Raw genomic sequence first — 17,490 nt, 5'->3', positions numbered from 1 at the left:
ACTCGGGCATCTACGCGTCGATCTGTTCCAGGTCGAGACGATCCGCGTGATTAATGAGGAACTCCTTGCGGGGCGCGACCTCGGAGCCCATCAACAAGGAGAAAGACTTCTCGGCCGCTTCGGCGTCTTCGATGCGGACTCGGCGCAACAGACGGTGCCGAGGGTCCATCGTGGTTTCGGCCAGCTGATCGGCATCCATCTCGCCCAGGCCCTTGTATCGCTGAATCGGCTCCTTGTACTTCTTGCCGCGCGATTCGAGGTCAAGCAAGACCTCGTGGAGCTCCTTCTCCGAGTAGGTGTACACCATGTCGTTCGCTTTGCCGCCACCGTTGACGACCTCGACGCGGTGCAACGGGGGCACCGCCGCATAGACGCGACCGGCCTCGACCAGCGGTTTCATGTACCGATAAAACAAGGTCAGCAGAAGGGTTCGGATGTGCGCGCCGTCCACGTCCGCGTCGGTCATCATGACGACTTTGCCGTAGCGGGCGACGTCCAGGTCAAAGCTTCTGCCCGAGCCTGCGCCGATCACCTGGATCAGCGCCGCACACTCGGCGTTGGCCAGCATGTCGGTCACCGACGCCTTTTGCACGTTGAGGATCTTTCCTCGAATCGGTAGCAAGGCCTGGTACTGGGAGGAACGCGCCAGACGCGCGGTGCCCAAGGCCGAGTCGCCCTCGACGATGAACAGTTCGCTGTGCTCCACGTCGTTGGACCGGCAGTCGACCAATTTCGACGGCATCGTCGAGGTCTCCAGGGCATTCTTTCGGCGCTGTGTCTCCTTGTGCACACGCGCCGAGATGCGCGACTTCATCTCGGCGACGACCTTCTCCAGCACGGCCGCGCTCTGCTGCTTCTCGGATCGGTTCTTCGAGGTGAGCACGCGCTCCAACTCGCGGGAGAGGATCTTGCTCACGATCGACTTGACGGCCGGGGTACCCAAGACCTCCTTGGTCTGGCCCTCGAACTGAGGCTCCACGAGCCGGACGTTCAGAACGGCCGTCAGACCGGCCAGGATGTCGTCCTTCTCGACCTTGTCGGTTCCCGCCTTGAGCTTGCGCGCGTTCGCGGTGATCTCCTTGCGCAACGTGCGGACGAGGCCTTGCTCAAAGCCGGTGACGTGCGTGCCGCCCTTCGGGGTGGCAATGATGTTGACGTAGGACTTGACCGCGGTGTCATAACCGGTCCCCCACCTGAGGGCGATGTCCACCTCGCATTCACGCTCGACGTCCTGCAACTGCGAATGCCCGTTGCTGTCGAGCACCGGGACCGTCTCGTGGAACGTATCCGAGCCTTGGAATCGCCACACGTCGGTCAGCGCCTGACCGGCGGCCAGGAATTCGACGTACTCGGCGATCCCGCCGTCGTGCTGGAAGACCTCTTCGTGGGGGCCCTCCGCTCCCGGGGTGCCGGGCAGCCGGCGCTCGTCGCGGATGCGCAGCCGGAGACCCGGCACGAGGAAGCTCGTCTGCCGGGCCCGCTCGACGAGCCGCTCGTAATCGAATTTTGCATCGGGGGTGAAGATCTGGCGATCGGCCCAGTACCTCACCCGGGTTCCGGTGACCCCTCGGCGGGCCTTGCCGACGACGTCCAGCGCGGCCTTGCCTTCTGCCGGGGTGAAGGCCGCCTCGGGCTTGGGCGTACCGCCGTCCTCGAAGATGCCGGGGATCCCGCGTTGGAACGACATCTGATAGGTCTTGGAGCCTCGGTCCACCTGAACATCGAGCCTCGACGACAGCGCGTTGACCACGGAGGCGCCCACACCGTGGAGCCCACCGACCGCGTTATAGGTGCCGCCCCCGAATTTTCCGCCGGCGTGCAGTTTCGTGAAGACCACCTCGACGCCGGAGAGCCCTGTCCTCGGCTCGATGTCGATGGGCAGTCCGCGTCCTTCGTCCTTGACCTCAACCGAGCCGTCTCGGTTCAATACGATGTCGATGGATTGCCCATAACCGCTGAGGGCCTCGTCGACGGAATTGTCGATGATTTCCCAGAGGCAGTGCATGAGGCCGCGCGAATCGGTCGACCCGATGTACATGCCAGGACGCTTTCGAACCGCTTCGAGCCCTTCCAAGACGGACAGCTGACGTGCGGTGTACTCGGATTTCTTCGGCGACACTGAGCAAGGACTCCTGACGATGTGGCTACGACGACGCCCATTCGGGCGCGACCTAGAGTCTAATGGTTCCGCAAGCGGACATGACACAACGCCCACAGCGAACGACGCAGAATCGGGATGAAATCCTTCATCCGGCATGTTTGCATAGATGAACACTCAAATCCGGTCGTGGATTTCACCGGTGTTTCGGGCCCCTCGTGGGGGTGCTTTCGGACATCGGCGAGGACGACCGGTACTAGACGTCAGGAGGATTGTCATGACGGCGACATTGGATGCTCGGGAACTCAACGCGACCGACCGTTGCGATTCCTGCGGGGCTCAGGCCTACGTGCGCGTTGTGCTTGAGAACACTGGCGGCGAATTGTTGTTCTGCGCCCACCACGCGACGACCAACGAGGACAAGCTTCGTCCCTTGGCAAGCTTGTGGCAGGACGAACGTGATCGCCTCGGTGCCACCACGGCCTCCGCATAAGTAGCGATCCGACGCGAAGGCGCCGGAGACCACAAAGGCCCCGGCCCGCCATCTGGCGGGCCGGGGCCTTTGTCGTGGACGATCAGTCCAGGTAGTCGCGGAGGACCTGAGACCTGGACGGGTGCCGAAGCTTCGACATCGTCTTGGACTCTATCTGCCGAATTCGCTCACGCGTCACGCCGTAGACCTTGCCGATCTCGTCCAGGGTCTTCGGCTGGCCGTCGGTCATTCCGAAGCGCATCGCGACGACACCGGCTTCCCTCTCGGACAGGGTGTCCAGGACCGAGTGCAACTGTTCCTGCAACAACGTGAAGGACACGGCGTCCGCGGGAACCACGGCCTCGGAGTCTTCGATCAGGTCGCCGAATTCGGAATCGCCGTCCTCACCCAACGGGGTGTGCAGCGAAATCGGCTCGCGACCGTATTTCTGGACCTCGACGACCTTCTCCGGTGTCATGTCCAATTCCTTGGCCAACTCTTCGGGAGTGGGTTCGCGCCCAAGGTCCTGCAACATCTGGCGCTGCACACGGGCCAACTTGTTGATGACCTCGACCATGTGGACCGGAATGCGGATGGTCCTTGCCTGGTCGGCCATGGCCCGCGTGATCGCCTGTCGAATCCACCACGTGGCGTACGTCGAGAACTTGAAGCCCTTGGAGTAGTCAAACTTCTCCACCGCGCGAATGAGCCCGAGGTTGCCTTCCTGGATGAGGTCCAGGAACAGCATGCCGCGCCCGGTGTACCTCTTGGCCAGGGACACGACCAGGCGCAGGTTCGCCTCCAGGAGGTGGTTCTTGGCCCGCTTGCCGTCGTGAATCACCCACCGAAGTTCCTTGCGCTCCTGGGCGCTGAGCTCGTCCCGGTGGTCTTTGAGCTTGTGTTCCGCGTAGAGACCCGCCTCGATGCGCATCGCCAGGTCAACCTCTTGCTCGGCGTTGAGCAACGAGACCTTGCCGATCTGCTTGAGGTAATCCTTGACCGGGTCCGCGGTGGCGCCCGGAGCGATGACCCGCTGGGCGGGTTCGTCGTCGTCGTCCGTGGTGGAAATGACGAAGCCGTTGCCCTTGGCGGCCACGGTCTTCTTCTCTTCCTTGTCGGCATCGTCCGCGACCGGGCGCTCTTCGTTCTCGAGCTCCTCGGTGTTCTCGGAGTCCGCCTCGGCGGGCGAGCCGGCCAGCTCTTCGACGTCCCTGGACTTGCCGGTCGTCGGCGCGTCCTGGGAAGCGTCCGAGACCGCGGCCTCGGTCCGAGCCGCGCCGACGGTCTTGGTCGTCGCCTTCTTGCGGCTCGTCGCCTTCACGGCGGCTTTCTTGGCGGCAGGCTTGGCCTTCGCCTTGGTCTGCGCAGAAGCCTTGCTCGGCGTTGCGGTTTTTGACGACGGTGCGACGTCGGCGGTCTTCTCAGCGTCGGTCGCTACCGAGGCCTTGTCCTTGACCTGGGTACCGCCGGACTCTGACTTTTTGCGTGCAACTGGTGACACTCAAAAACCTTTCTTCCCTGTCGTGAATGCGCAGGTGGGTAAAACACCTATGACCCTGTCAAGTCCGCGTTGTCCCACTAGGGGACGTACACGCTCGCTCGCAAGGCCGTTCGACAGGAATAACGGAGCCGACTAGGCATTTATTCCCGATTGAAGGGGCCAGGCCGCAAGTTTGCGTGGACGGGTTGCGTCACGAACAAGACGGGGTCTTCGGAGAGTCATTCTGTCAGAGATTTGCTCTCGGACCTATTCGGCAGACCCGGCGGACGGCGAGGCGGACAGCCACGCGGGGATCGGCGCCGCCGACATCATGGCCCTGCAGTGCATCGCGTGAATGGTGCCCGAGGCCGTTCGGACTCGGGCGAGATATTCGCAGGCCTGGCTACTGAGACCGGTAAACCAACTCAGATAGGCGTCGGCGACTCGCGCCCGGTCCTGGGTCTCGAGGTCTCCCACGAGTTCGAGAATGCTCAGCATGATCCTCGCGGCCAGCACGCGGGCGTGATTCGGCCGTCGGCGGCTGCGCCCCGTCATGATCCGGATGCCAACGCGGGCCTCGAGCAAGGCATCGGGCCCATTGGTGGCGATGGCCGTCAACAACCCCTCGGCCGCCCGCCTCCCGCCGGCCGTGAGGACGAGAAACGCGTGAGATCCCGCGACCGTCGCCGTCGCGGTGGACACCGCCAACAGGGCCTTGGCCGAGACGAGCGGCATCGATTCGATAATGAATGACCCGGGATCTCCCCCGGCATACCGCGATGCCAACCGCCCCACTTCCTGGTCGAGGCAAGACCACAGGCTTCGGGAATCCCGGTTGACACGGTTCCTCGCGTCTTCGAGCGCACGCCGGAGAGGGGCCTCGCGCTTCCCTAATCCGGCCCTCGCGTCAATCGGGCCCGGTAAGCGACGGTGGTGGACCACGGCCGTCGTCCGCTCACACAGCGCAAGTCCCTCAACGGTTAAGGCGACGCCGACCGGACTCGCGAGGATGCCTTCGAGATCCCCGCGGGCCTCGACCAGCCACGTCCCGCCGGGCGGCCGATGAGCCGGGAACTGAGATCCGACCCTGACCAGGGAGAGGTCCTCTCACGGCGGTTCGCCCGCTCCTGACGGCTCGTGGCTCAGACCCCACAGCGTCCCCCAACGACGACCGGCCATGTCTACCACCCAGGCCCCCAGCACTCGGTGACCTTCCTTCAAGGCCATCCGCCACGCCGTGACCACCGAAACCACGACCGAGTCCTCACAGAAGAAGGCGTCATTGCCCAGCGGATTGCGCGACTCGGCGTCTGGCGCGTACGGCTCGTCCCCCTCCCTGGCCGACTCCCCGATGAATGCGGCCACAAAGAGCGCCTCGGTTCCCGGGCTGGCGGTCGCGCGCCCGATGGCCCGAGTCAACGCGTGCGCCCAGCCGGCAATATTCGGTGAATGGCGGGGAAGATTCAGCCTGAGACAGGGGCCCAATCGCCCGTGAGAGGACGCGAGGATCACGACGGATTCCTCCGGCCAATACCCCAGGGCGTAGACCATGTAAGCCAGGATGTCCTCGGGTGCTCGCGCCGGTGTGGTCAGCGACGGTGAATTTGACTGTGAATCCGGTGTTGAGGTCATGGCCCCATGGTCACCGCAGGCCCCTCAGGCCCGGCACCTCCCGCGTCCTGAGGACGTCGGTTTGGGGATGTCGGGGACTTAAACCACGGGAACCGGCATCCTGTGGATGCCGGTTCCCGTGAGTCAGCGCCGCCGGAGAGTTCTCACGACTCGGGGTGGTCCTCATCGTCGTGCTCGGCCAGAAAACGCTCGATCGTCTCGCCGAGTTCGTCCGCATCGGGGATCTCAGACTCATCGCGCGCCAACAGCGAACGCTTGGATACGTCGGTCATGGTCTCGTCGTAGCGCTTCTCCAGGTGGCTGACGATGCTCTGAACCTCCGGGGAACCGTTGACCTGGTCGTTGATCTGGTGCTCGACGTCGCGACCGGCCTCGCGCAACCTGTCGGTCGGGAGATTTAATTTGGTCGCGGCGCTGAGGTGTTCGAGGGCCGTCACGGCCGCCTGCGGTAGTTCCGCCTCGGACAGGTACTGCGGAACGTTGACGGTGTATCCGACGGTGTCGAATCCACGCTTCGAAAACTCCACCTCCAGCAGGTGCCCGGCAGAGGCTCCGAGCTCGGCCAAGGGCTTCCACGGGGAGATCCCCTGAATGAGATCGTTGCGATTTCCGTGGGCCGTCACGGGCAGCGGCCGGGTGTGCGGCACGGGCATCGGCATCGACGCGATCGACGCGACGAGCCGCACCTCCATCTTCTCGGCCAACTCCGTCATGGCCTCGCTGAACCGCTGCCACTGAAGATCGGGCTCCGGGCCGGCGAGCAGAAGGAAAGGTTGACCCAGGCCGTCCGTCACCGCGTAAAGCTTCAGCTCAGGCAAGGAGATGTCCTCGAAATGATCCTCGATGAACCGCACCGTGGGTCGACGGGACCGGTAGTCATACAGTTGGTCCACATCGAACTCCACGATCTCCTCGGTCTGGAGTTCGGCCAGAATCGCGTCGGACACCTGTTGCGCCGTGTATCCGGCCTCGGCGAATCCCGTCAGCGCCACGACGAGGTCCAATCCCTTGAGCCGCGGGTCGTTGAGCAGGCCGTGATGACCCAAATACAGCTTGTGCGGATCTTGCATCGGCTATCCCTCACCTCATCTGAAAAGCAGCGCCACGCGTGGCTCCGACTGTGGATTTCACAAATTATCCCCGCATTCCTCATCACTGGCCAGTTGCAGCGCATAGGCTGGGATGTAGAGGAAGCGCAGATGTTCGTACTGACACAACCAATGCGACGGCCTGAGTATTTCCTTGACCGCCTGTGACGAGCCGCGCATCGCCGCGCGACCGCACCCACAGCAACAATCCATCCAGCTAATACAAGGAGCATGGTTTGACTGAGTCCACTGAACTCGCCTTTTCGATAGTTGGGCCCCACCTGGAAGATATCGACGCGCAGGCCCTCGTGATCGGCGTGGTCCAAGGGGCCGAAGGCCCCGAACTGACGCCGTCGGCCCTTGACGATGCCAGCGTCGAATCCCTCGAAGCGAGCCTCGAAGATTTGGGAATCACCGGCGCGCCCGACCAGGTCCTCCGGTTGCCGAGCTACGGAGAAGACGGCCCCTTCCTCCTCGCCCTCGTGGGCCTCGGACGACTCCCGGAAACCGGCCCCGAACGACTCGACGCGCTGCGCGTCGGTGCCGGAAGCGCGGTTCGTCAACTCATGGACTTCGAATCCGTGGCCCTCAACCTGCCCGCGGGCACCCTCTCCGAGGTTTCGGCCCTCGCGGAGGGCGCCGCCTACGGGGCGTTCTTCGATGCCGGCCGCCGAACGTCTCAGGACGTACTCGACAAGGAACCGGTCTCGGACGTGGTCATCGTCAGCGACATCGATCCCGAGGGAACGGCCGAGATCTTCCAGCGCTCGCTGGTCCTCGGCGAAGCGGTCGACTCCGCGCGACGCCTCGTCAATGAGGCCCCCAACGACCTGTACCCCGAGACCTTCGCCGACCGCGCCGTCGAGCGCGTGAGCGGAATCGACCGAGTGACCTGCACGGTGCTCGACGAGACCGCGCTCGCCGAGGGCGGATTCGGCGGGATCCTCGGCGTCGGCCAGGGATCCGAGCGTCCCCCTCGCCTGGTCGAGGTCACCTACGAGCCGGAGAATGCGCGCAAGAGCGTCGCCCTCGTCGGTAAGGGCATCACGTTCGATTCGGGCGGCATTTCGCTCAAGCCCGGTTCCGGCATGATGACCATGAAGTGCGATATGGGCGGCGCCGCCGCGGTGCTGAACGCCGTGGCCGCCGCGGCCGAACTCGAATTGCCGATTCGCGTCACCGGTTACCTGTGCATCGCCGAAAACATGCCCTCCGGCAAGGCGACCAAGCCCAATGACGTTCTATCGATGAGGGGCGGCAAGACCGTCGAGGTCCTCAATACGGATGCCGAAGGCCGCCTCGTCATGGCCGACGGACTGGCCTATGCCTCGGAGGCGAATCCGGACTACATTCTCGACGTCGCGACCCTGACCGGCGCCCAGATGGTCGCCTTGGGTGCCCGCTACGCGGCCGTGATGGGCGACGAGCAGCTCCGGGGACAGGTTCTCGAAGCCTCCGAACGCGCGGGCGAGCCCTTCTGGCCCATGCCCCTGCCCGAGTACATGCGCTCGGAGCTCAAGACCGAAGCGGCCGACTTGAAGAACATCGGAGCCGGACGTGACGGAGGCATGCTGATCGCCGGGTTGTTCCTTCAGGAATTCGTCGGCGAGAGCGACGGCCACAAGATTCCTTGGGCCCACCTGGACATCGCGGGACCCGCGTATAACGAAGGGTCTCCTCGCGGATTCACGCCGAAGAACGGGACGGGAGCTTCCGTTTCGACCCTGGTAAGCCTCCTGGAAGATCTGTCCGAAGGGTGAGATAACGAGCCCAGCGACACAGACCGCCCCCTCGAGATGTGATGATCGTCTCGAGGGGGCGGTTTGTGTTCCACAGATCTTAAGTGGAGACGAGACCGACCAGGGATATAAGCTAGACAGCGATTCAACATCATCGACGGGTCTTCAAACCCGTACCCAACGCGAGGGAGCGTCCACGTGGCCGATTCGGCAAATGCTTTCGACATTCTCATCCTAGGCGGCGGTAGCGCAGGCTACGCCGCCGCTCTTCGTTCGGTTCAGCTCGGCTATTCCGTCGGGCTCATCGAAAAGGAAAAGGTCGGAGGCACCTGTCTTCACTGGGGTTGCATCCCGACCAAGGCATACCTGCATTCCGCTGAAGTTGCAGAGGAAGCCCGTGAGTCGGAGAAGTACGGGGTCAAGGTCAGCTTTGAAGGCATCGACATGGCCGCGATTCGCGACTACAAAGACAGCATCATCTCCGGGAAGTTCAAGGGTCTTCAGGGATTGCTCAAGATGCGCGGCGTGACCGTCATCAATGGCAAGGGCAAGCTGACCGGCAAGAACACCATCGACGTCGACGGCACCGAGTACACCGGTGAGCACATCATTCTCGCTTCCGGCTCGGTCTCCAAGACGTTTGGCCTCGAGATCGGCGGACGCGTCCTGACCTCGACCCAGGCCTTGGAAATGGATTACCTGCCGAAGTCCGCCATCATTCTCGGCGGCGGCGTCATCGGTTCCGAGTTCGCCTCCATGTGGCGCTCGATGGGCGTTGACGTCACCATCATCGAGGGACTGCCTCACTTGGTCCCCAACGAGGATCCGTCGATCATCAAGGTCCTCGAGCGCAACTTCAAGAAGCGCGGCATCAAGTCCAACCTCGGCACCTTCTTCGAGAAGGTCGAGCAGGACGACAACGGCGCCAAGGTCACCCTGACCGATGGCAAGGAATTTGACGCCGACATCGTCCTCGTGGCCGTGGGCCGCGGCCCGAACACCGAAGGCCTGGGTTATGAAGAGGCCGGCGTAACCATGGATCGCGGCTTCGTCATCACCAACGACCGCCTCCACACCGGCGTCGGCAACGTCTACGCCGCCGGCGATATCGTGCCCGGACTCCAGCTGGCGCACCGAGGCTTCCAGCAGGGAATCTTCATCGCAGAAGAGATCGCCGGGCTGAACCCGGTTGTCGTCGAAGACATCAACATCCCCAAGGTCACGTTCTCCGACCCCGAGATCGCGTCCGTCGGTTACACCGAGCCCAAGGCGAAGGAAAAGTTCGGCGAGGATAACGTCGAGGTCACCGAGTACAACCTCGCGGGCAACGGCAAGAGCTCGATTCTCGGAGCCAACGGCATCATCAAGTTCGTTCGCGAGAAGGACGGCCCCATCGTCGGCGTGCACGCGATCGGCAAGCGCATCGGCGAGCAGATCGGTGAAGCTCAGCTCATCGTCAATTGGGAGGCTTACCCCGAGGATGTCGCCAAGCTCATTCACGCCCATCCCACGCAGAATGAGGCTCTGGGCGAGGCCGCGATGGCACTCGCCGGCCAGCCGTTGCACGGCTGACCTCTCGGTCCGGCCCACGAGAAAACTCATCACACAGGCACTATTCACAAGGAGAACGGGAAGAGACGATGTCTGAAACCGTAGAACTGCCCGCACTGGGCGAATCCGTCACCGAGGGAACCGTGACCCGCTGGCTCAAGTCCGTCGGCGACACCGTCGAGGTTGACGAGCCCTTAGTCGAGATTTCGACCGACAAGGTGGACACCGAGGTGCCCTCCCCCGTTGCCGGCACGATCGAAGAGATCCTTGTCGAGGAAGACGAAGAAGTCGAGGTCGGAGCGCCGCTCGTGCGCATCGGCGACGGCTCCGGCGCGGCCGAGAGCTCCGCATCCGAGGACACTTCCGAGCAGGAAGCCCCGGCCGAAGAGCCCGCTCAGGAAGAGGCCCCCCAGGAAGAGGCTCCGGCCGCTTCCGACGATAAGCCGCAGTCCTCCGGTTCGGCCGGAGGCGAGGGTCAGGAAGTCACCCTTCCCGCCCTTGGCGAGTCGGTCACCGAAGGCACCGTCACCCGCTGGCTCAAGTCCGTGGGCGACACCGTCGAGGTCGACGAGCCGCTCGTCGAGGTCTCGACCGATAAGGTCGACACCGAGATCCCGTCCCCGGTTGCCGGCACCCTGCTGGAAATCAAGGTCGACGAGGACGAAGAGGCCGAGGTCGGCCAGGTCCTCGCGATGATCGGTGCCGAAGGCTCCGCCGCCCCCGAGGCGTCCTCCCCCAAGGAAGACGCCCCCGCGAAGGAAGAGCCGAAGAAGGAAGAGCCCGCCCCGGCTCAGCCGAAGGCAACCGAACCGGAGCAGCCGGCACCGAAGTCCGAGCCGGAGCAGAAGGCGCCCGAGTCTGATAAGGCTCAGGCGTCCTCGGCCCAGTCCGGAGAGGTCTACGTGACTCCTTTGGTGCGTAAGCTCGCCAAGCAGGAAGGCATCGACCTCAACACGGTGAAGGGCTCCGGCGTCGGCGGCCGTATCCGCAAGCAGGACGTTCAGGCCGCGATCGACGCCAAGAAGTCCGCCGCACCGAAGCAGGAAGCACCCGCCGCTGCGGAGACTCCCGCTGCCCCCAAGGCACCCGCGGTCGACACCGAGAAGCGCGGCAAGACCGAGAAGGCTCCCCGGATCCGTCAGACCATCGCCAAGCGGATGAAGGAGTCCCTCGAGGTCTCCGCGCAGCTGACTCAGGTGGCCGAGGTCGACATGACCCGTATCGCCAAGTTGCGCGGCAAGGCCAAGAACTCCTTCCAGGCCCGCGAAGGTGCCAAGCTGACCTTCCTGCCGTTCTTCGCGAAGGCCGTGGCGGAAGCCCTGCAGCAGCACCCCAAGCTCAACGCGTCCTACGATGCCGATGCCAAGGAGATCACGTACCACGACTCCGAAGACATCGCCATCGCCGTGGACACCGAGCGCGGACTCTTGGTCCCGGTCGTGTCGAACGCCGGAGATCTCAACCTGGCCGGTCTGGCCAAGAAGATCGCCGACGTCGGGGACCGCACCAAGTCCGGAAAGATCGGCCCTGACGAGCTCTCGGGTGGAACGTTCACGATCACGAACATCGGCTCCTTCGGGGCCCTGTTCGACACCCCGATCATCAACCAGCCGCAGGTCGCCATCCTGGGAACGGGTTCGATCGTCAAGCGCCCCGTCGTCGTCACCGATGACGAAGGCAATGACACGATCGCCATCCGTCAGATGTGCTACTTGTCGCTGACCTACGATCACCGCCTCGTCGACGGCGCAGATGCCGGCCGATTCCTGTCGACGCTCAAGAAGCGTTTGGAAGAAGGCAAATTTGAATCCGAGGTAGGCCTGTAGGCTTCCGAGGAGACGGAGAGCGAGGCGGTCCCCCTGCGGGGCCGCCTCGCTTTTTATACCGTCGGTGCGAATCGTGCCACAATTTACTGACACTATGACGTCAAAACGGCCTCGGCCCCTTAGACTGGAGTCATGTCTGTTCTGATGTCCATTTTCTTGTTCCTCCACATTCTGGGGGCGGCCCTCGTCTTCGGCCTGTGGGTCGCGAATTTCAAGCCTCCGCGCGTGGTCCCTCTGCAGTTCTACGCGGCGTTGCTCCAGCTCGTGACCGGCATCATCATGTGGGGCATGCTTGAGATGGGCGACGGCACGGTCAACCACGCCAAGTTGGGCGTCAAGCTCGTGATCGGCCTGATCATCGCCGTGACCGCCTTCATCGGCCAGCGCAAGTTCAAGCGCGGCGAAGAGGTTCCCACCGGAATTGCCCACTCGGTCGGTGGCCTTGCCCTGATCAATATCGCCATCGCGACCCTCTGGGGCTAGCGTTCATTCGTCCAGGGGTGTCACCTCTGTGATTTTCCAGGAGCCGGTGGTTCGTCCCAATCCGATACGGATTCTTTGGGAGGAGCCACCGGCTTTGTCGTGCCCGGCGGCGGTTTCGGCACCTTCGTGGGCCGCCGGATCCCACCCCGTCACCCGGATCCTTGCTTCCACGGTCGCATGCTCCTCCTCCAGCGTCTCCACACGGACATCGGTCAGGAGACTCTCGAGGCGGTCCCACCTCGTGTTCGTGGCCTTGAGTTGCTGGATGAGGGCTCGATCTTGCCGGTCGAGGCCGCCCTTCTCGGCGTAGTCCCCAATATGGTCTTCGTCCCGATTCCGAAGCGCCTGGTCACGGGAGGCGAAGAGCGCTTTCACCACACCTTCCCAGTTTTCACGATGCGCCTCCGGGGCCTCCGGATGCGGGGTCGCTGCTTCCGGCGTCGGCCTTGCCTCCACGCCCGCCCCCATTCCCCCGGCTTCCCGGTGCGCTTCCGACCACCACCGCGCACCGGCCGTCGCTCCGCCGGCCGCCAGAGCGATAGCACCCGCAACGACGACGGTTCTCTTTGAGGCCGGAAACCGTCCGTACGACCGCTGCGTCCTCCAGGGTTCGGACATCGATGGGCGATCTGCAGGCGGTGCCGCCCGAAGACTGCCCGCGGCGAGGCGCCTACCGTCGCCGCTTCTCCTCGCGACGGCCCGTAATTGCTCGACCCTGCCGCGAATATTTCCGTCGGCCCGTCGTGGGCTCTCCCGCATCGCGGGGACCCGGGAGGCGAAGTCGGGATAGGCGGAGTGGCTCAGGTCGGGGATGCACGGGTCCCAAGCTCCACCCACGGCCAGAACGATCTCATGAATTTCGGGGCGGCTCGCGGCATCTTCGTCGAGAGCCGCTTCCAGAACCTCCACCACGGGTTGGGTGGCCGTGGGGCACAACATCGGCAACGGGAAGCGAGTCGCACGCGGCCCGGGGCTTTTTCCCACCAACATTCTCCACGTCATCTCCGCGAAGGCACGGACGTCCTCCGCTCGCGTCGACGCCGCCCCCTCAGGCAGGCCCCACGGTTGGCCCCACGCCGGCTTGAGGAGAGCGACACCCGACCGGGAGAAGTGCACCTCGGATGGCCGAACGGTCCCGTGGGCGTTCCCCTGGCCGTGAAGCCAACCCAACGCGCGACCGACCCCCAGGACCACGTGGGCACACTGGCTCGGAATGAGTTTTTCGTGCGCGGCCAATAATCGGGCCAGGCTGCCACCCTCGGGGAATTCGAGGGCGCTAAAAGGGCACAGAGGGTCCGTGGCGGAGACATCGTGCGTGTGCATCAGGTGGGGGTGCCTCATCGTGAGTCTCTGACTGGACACCCTCTCGGCCCAGCTCGTCGCGGATTCGGCGAGGGTGTCGACGTCCCCTTTCGGCGGAGCGAAGATGCAGAGCAAACGTTCGGTCTCCGCCCTCTTCCTGATCTTGGCCTCGTAGGACACCGCCGTCTCGGGTGCCTCACGGGCTGGCCCCTCCGGCCGATGCCGAAGCGTGGCATACCACTGAGATCTGCCGTGTTCTTGCTCCAACTTCTGGACGAGCTGGTACCTTTCCAACCCGGAGAGACACGGCTCGGCCGGGCGTTGGCTGTCTTCGATCACCTGTTCCATGCCAATGGTGTACACCCATCCGCATGAGAATCGTCACGTTATCCACAGGTCTACGGGAAATCACGGGTGATTCTCGTCGAACAATTTAGTCCCCTCATGGAGCGGCGGTAGTGTTGTCGTATGTCTTTGGTCATGAATCGGGTAGGTCTCGCACCCGAGTACGTGGACTATCGTGAAGCCCTCGCACTGCAGGAAGAGATCCACCGCAGCGTCAGCAATGAAGAACGGGACAATACCGTTCTTCTCCTGGAACACCCCCCGGTCTATACGGCCGGCAAGCGCACCGAGAAACACGAATATCCCACGGACGGCACCGACGTCGTTCCCATCGACCGAGGTGGCAAGCTCACCTGGCACGGGCCCGGAATGCTGATCGGCTATCCCATCGTCAAACTTCCCGAACCCATCGATGTGGTGCGGTACGTCCGCATCCTCGAAGAGATCCTGATGAAAATCGTCCAGGATCTCGGCGTCAACGGAGAGCGCGTCGAGGGCCGCTCCGGCGTTTGGGTGCGGGGAGAGGGAATCGAGCCCGACCGCAAGATCGCGGCCATCGGCATCCGAGTCGCCAAGAATACGACGATGCATGGATTCGCCCTGAACTGCAATAACGATCTCAACGCGTTCAGCAACTTCATTCCCTGCGGCATCACCGATGCCTCGGTCACCACCATCAGCGAACAGCTCGGTCGGAACATTTCGCCCGCGGACGTTGTTGACCAGGTTGAAAGAGAGCTTCTGGCCAATGCGGACCGTCTCGCCGCGTCGTTCACCCCACGCGTTGAACAGGCGCAGGCCTGACGAGCGTCGACACCGGCGTCGCGGACGCTGGACCACAAAGGAGAATGCATGACAATCGCCCCTGAAGGACGTCGACTCCTGCGCGTCGAAGCGCGCAACGCCGAGGTTCCCATTGAGAAGAAGCCCTCGTGGCTTAAAAACACCGCCAAGATGGGCCCGGAATATCAAGAGCTGAAGAGCATGGCTCGAAGCCAGGGCCTGCACACCGTCTGCGAAGAGGCCGGCTGCCCCAACATCTACGAGTGCTGGGAAGATCGCGAGGCCACCTTCCTGATCGCCGGTGACACGTGCACCCGGCGGTGCGACTTCTGCGACATCGCCACGGGACGCCCCGCCCCGTTGGATCCCCTCGAGCCCGTTAAAGTGGCCCGGTCGATCCAGCAGATGGACCTCCGCTACGCAACGGTGACCGGCGTCGCACGTGACGATCTCGACGACGGCTCGGCGTTGCACTACGCCAAGACCATCGAGGCGATCCACGAGCAGAACCCCAACACGGGCGTGGAGATCCTCATTCCGGACTTCCAGGGGAAGCCCGATCGCCTCGACATGATCGTCGACTCACGTCCCGAGGTCTACGCACACAACGTGGAGACGGTTCCGCGAATCTTCAAGAAGATCCGGCCGGCCTTCACGTACGAGCGTTCGCTGGAAACCATCGCCCACGGTAAAGATCGCGGGATGATCACCAAGTCGAATCTCATCCTCGGCATGGGTGAAACCAATGAGGAAGTCTATGAGGCCCTGTGCGATCTCTACGACGCGGGGACGGACATCATCACCCTCACCCAGTATCTTCGCCCCTCGCCCCTTTTCCACCCGATCGACCGGTGGGTCAAGCCGGAGGAATTCGTGGCGCTGTCCGAGGCCGCCGAGGAGATCGGCTTCCTCGGTGTGATGGCCGGCCCCATGGTCCGTTCTTCTTACCGCGCGGGTCGCTTGTGGGCCCGAGCGATGCAGAAAATGGGGCGGCCCATTCCGGAACATCTCGCCCACATCGAAGACACCGGTTCGGCCCGTCAGGAAGCCTCGTCCTTGGTCGCCGCGGGACTGTAGAACTCCCCTGCCCCACGATGCCGCCGCGGGTCCGTCAGGACCGCGGCGGCATCGTTGTGCCCCCAAGTTCGCGTGACGAACCTCCTCCCGTAGAATGGTCCCGAATCCCGGGGCACCGTCGTGCCGCCACACCCACAGCAATGAGGAAACAACGTGTCGTCTCAGAGTGCCAAGAACGGCAAGCTCACGCGTGAAGAGAAGCGTGCCGAAAAGCGGAAGAAGAAGGGCGACAAGCCCGGCTATTTCGCCCAGATGAAGCAAGTCTTCACGATGACCAAGAAGTCGGATCCCAATATCCCGTGGATCCTGCTGACGGTTGGGCTCGTGATTCTGCTGATCTTCCTGCTCATCGGCGTTCTGTTGAATAACTGGATCACCTGGCTCATCATCGGCATCCCGGTCGCTGTGCTTGCGTGCGTCATCATCCTTTCGCGGCGCGCGGAGAAGGCCGCCTTCGGCCAGATCGAAGGGCAACCGGGGGCCGCGGGAGCCGCGTTGTCGACCCTTCGCCGGGGGTGGATCGTTGAAGAACAGCCGGTGGCCGTGAGCCCCCGGACCCAGGACCTTGTCTTCCGCGCGTTGGGCAGGCCGGGCGTCGTCCTCGTGACGGAAGGTCCCGCGAGCCGCGTCAATTCGCTCATCGCCCAGGAGAAGAAGAAGCTGAACCGCGTCGCGCCGAACGTACCGGTCCACGTGATCAAATCGGGTAACGGCGAAGACCAGGTTCCCCTGAAGAAGATCACCAAGGTGATGAAAAAGTACCCGAAGAACCTCACTCAGCAGGAGGTCCACGCGGTCAATAACCGTCTCGCATCCTTGAATAAAGGAATGCCCATGCCCAAGGGCGTCGATCCCATGAAGGCCCGCCCCGACCGTAAGGGACTTCGCGGGCGTTAGCCACGGCGAATCCCGACGACGAGGGCCCCGATCCACTTGAATCGGGGCCCTCGTTTTTTGGTCTCGGAACGGATCGTCCGGCAATGGGTCGCTCAGCGGATCCGGACGAGCACCGTGTTGACGAGACGATCCTGAAGCCCACGCCCGTCCGCGTCGACGACCAGCACGGGAATCACGATCGCGACGAGCAAGCCGCGGAGGAAGGCTCGACCGAACCCGGCGGGCTCACCGTAGACCGTTTGGACCTGCATCCCGCAGATCACGTGTCCGATCGAATGACCCATGACGCCCACCAACACCGCTTGGTAAATCCAAAAGACGGCGGAGATCAGCAGGGACTGCATCAGGGAGTCTCCCCCTCCGAAGAGGAGATGGCTGATCCCCAGGCAGAGAAACCAGTCGATGAACAGCGCCACGATGCGGCGCGGGACCCTGGCCAGGGATCCTCGGTCCGTTTCTGGCCGACCGAGTCGACGCCCGGGATAGTCGTGCTCGGGTGGCTCTGACGCGGAGGACTCTCGTCGCCCCTCGTGGCCGGCTGAATTGTGGGAAGTTGCCATAAAGTCCAGGATAACGAAGCTGAGGCGGGCCTCGGGTTATGGTGGAACTGGTGGTCGCACCGTCGTGAGGGACCGGGAGTTGTCCTCCGTTCTGTTACATGAAGGAAACATGGCAGATACAGCAGGGCAACGTCTCCGTCATATCCTGATCGACAGA

At 63.4% G+C, this 17,490-nt stretch carries 15 protein-coding genes; 8 read left to right on the top strand and 7 right to left on the bottom strand.

Annotated elements, in window-relative coordinates:
- Positions 1 to 10: 10 nt before the first annotated feature.
- A complete protein-coding gene (locus CURSPS6_RS02880) occupies positions 11 to 2,119 on the bottom strand; it encodes a DNA gyrase/topoisomerase IV subunit B (protein ID WP_030014006.1) in 2,109 nt (702 codons plus the stop codon).
- A 256-nt stretch (positions 2,120 to 2,375) separates the two neighbouring features.
- On the opposite strand from CURSPS6_RS02880, the gene CURSPS6_RS02875 reads away from it, so the two are divergent.
- Positions 2,376 to 2,591 (top strand): hypothetical protein, encoded by a 216-nt coding sequence (locus CURSPS6_RS02875; RefSeq protein WP_030014004.1) that lies wholly within the window; start codon positions 2,376 to 2,378, stop codon positions 2,589 to 2,591.
- Between the two features lie 82 nt (positions 2,592 to 2,673).
- On the opposite strand, the gene CURSPS6_RS02870 is transcribed toward CURSPS6_RS02875, so the two are convergent.
- The 4 genes from CURSPS6_RS02870 to CURSPS6_RS02855 form a co-directional block, all read right to left on the bottom strand.
- Positions 2,674 to 4,071: an RNA polymerase sigma factor gene (locus CURSPS6_RS02870; protein WP_051687568.1), complete on the bottom strand. Its 1,398-nt coding sequence runs from the start codon at positions 4,069 to 4,071 to the stop codon at positions 2,674 to 2,676.
- A 246-nt stretch (positions 4,072 to 4,317) separates the two neighbouring features.
- Positions 4,318 to 4,785: a hypothetical protein gene (locus tag CURSPS6_RS02865; protein WP_152978039.1), complete on the bottom strand. Its 468-nt coding sequence runs from the start codon at positions 4,783 to 4,785 to the stop codon at positions 4,318 to 4,320.
- Between the two features lie 372 nt (positions 4,786 to 5,157).
- Complete coding sequence (locus tag CURSPS6_RS02860) at positions 5,158 to 5,682, bottom strand: DUF4192 family protein (protein WP_082469996.1); 525 nt, start codon at positions 5,680 to 5,682, stop codon at positions 5,158 to 5,160.
- Positions 5,683 to 5,825: 143 nt separating this feature from the next.
- Positions 5,826 to 6,752, bottom strand: coding sequence for a proteasome assembly chaperone family protein (locus tag CURSPS6_RS02855; protein WP_030013996.1), 927 nt, complete (start codon positions 6,750 to 6,752; stop codon positions 5,826 to 5,828).
- A gap of 254 nt (positions 6,753 to 7,006) precedes the next feature.
- Between CURSPS6_RS02855 and CURSPS6_RS02850 the strand changes: the two genes are divergently transcribed.
- From CURSPS6_RS02850 to CURSPS6_RS02835, 4 genes are all read left to right on the top strand, one after another.
- A complete protein-coding gene (locus tag CURSPS6_RS02850) occupies positions 7,007 to 8,530 on the top strand; it encodes a leucyl aminopeptidase (RefSeq protein ID WP_030013995.1) in 1,524 nt (507 codons plus the stop codon).
- Positions 8,531 to 8,707: 177 nt separating this feature from the next.
- Positions 8,708 to 10,081, top strand: coding sequence for a dihydrolipoyl dehydrogenase (gene lpdA / locus CURSPS6_RS02845; RefSeq protein ID WP_030013992.1), 1,374 nt, complete (start codon positions 8,708 to 8,710; stop codon positions 10,079 to 10,081).
- Between the two features lie 68 nt (positions 10,082 to 10,149).
- Positions 10,150 to 11,886, top strand: coding sequence for a 2-oxoglutarate dehydrogenase, E2 component, dihydrolipoamide succinyltransferase (gene sucB, locus CURSPS6_RS02840; protein WP_030013991.1), 1,737 nt, complete (start codon positions 10,150 to 10,152; stop codon positions 11,884 to 11,886).
- A 132-nt stretch (positions 11,887 to 12,018) separates the two neighbouring features.
- Positions 12,019 to 12,369, top strand: coding sequence for a hypothetical protein (locus CURSPS6_RS02835; protein WP_030013989.1), 351 nt, complete (start codon positions 12,019 to 12,021; stop codon positions 12,367 to 12,369).
- A 3-nt stretch (positions 12,370 to 12,372) separates the two neighbouring features.
- Here CURSPS6_RS02835 and CURSPS6_RS02830 read toward each other — a convergent pair whose 3' ends face one another.
- On the bottom strand, positions 12,373 to 14,019 hold the full coding sequence (locus CURSPS6_RS02830) for a hypothetical protein (RefSeq protein ID WP_152978038.1): 1,647 nt from the start codon (positions 14,017 to 14,019) through the stop codon (positions 12,373 to 12,375).
- A gap of 120 nt (positions 14,020 to 14,139) precedes the next feature.
- Here CURSPS6_RS02830 and lipB point away from each other — a divergent pair, with 120 nt between their 5' ends.
- The 3 genes from lipB (at position 14,140) to CURSPS6_RS02815 (ending at position 16,773) form a co-directional block, all read left to right on the top strand.
- Positions 14,140 to 14,820 (top strand): lipoyl(octanoyl) transferase LipB, encoded by a 681-nt coding sequence (gene lipB / locus CURSPS6_RS02825; protein ID WP_030013986.1) that lies wholly within the window; start codon positions 14,140 to 14,142, stop codon positions 14,818 to 14,820.
- A 48-nt stretch (positions 14,821 to 14,868) separates the two neighbouring features.
- A complete protein-coding gene (gene lipA, locus CURSPS6_RS02820; RefSeq protein WP_030013985.1) occupies positions 14,869 to 15,876 on the top strand; it encodes a lipoyl synthase in 1,008 nt (335 codons plus the stop codon).
- Positions 15,877 to 16,029: 153 nt separating this feature from the next.
- On the top strand, positions 16,030 to 16,773 hold the full coding sequence (locus tag CURSPS6_RS02815) for a DUF4191 domain-containing protein (RefSeq protein WP_030013983.1): 744 nt from the start codon (positions 16,030 to 16,032) through the stop codon (positions 16,771 to 16,773).
- Positions 16,774 to 16,865: 92 nt separating this feature from the next.
- On the opposite strand, the gene CURSPS6_RS02810 is transcribed toward CURSPS6_RS02815, so the two are convergent.
- Entirely contained in the window at positions 16,866 to 17,333 is a 468-nt protein-coding gene (locus tag CURSPS6_RS02810) for an RDD family protein (protein ID WP_082469994.1), read from the bottom strand.
- Positions 17,334 to 17,490: the final 157 nt, after the last annotated feature.

The organism is Curtobacterium sp. S6 (genome assembly GCF_000710345.2).
GTDB lineage: Bacteria > Actinomycetota > Actinomycetes > Actinomycetales > Micrococcaceae > Rothia.
Note: the sequence above shows the minus strand (reverse complement) of the source record. Positions and strands in the feature narration are given on the sequence as shown.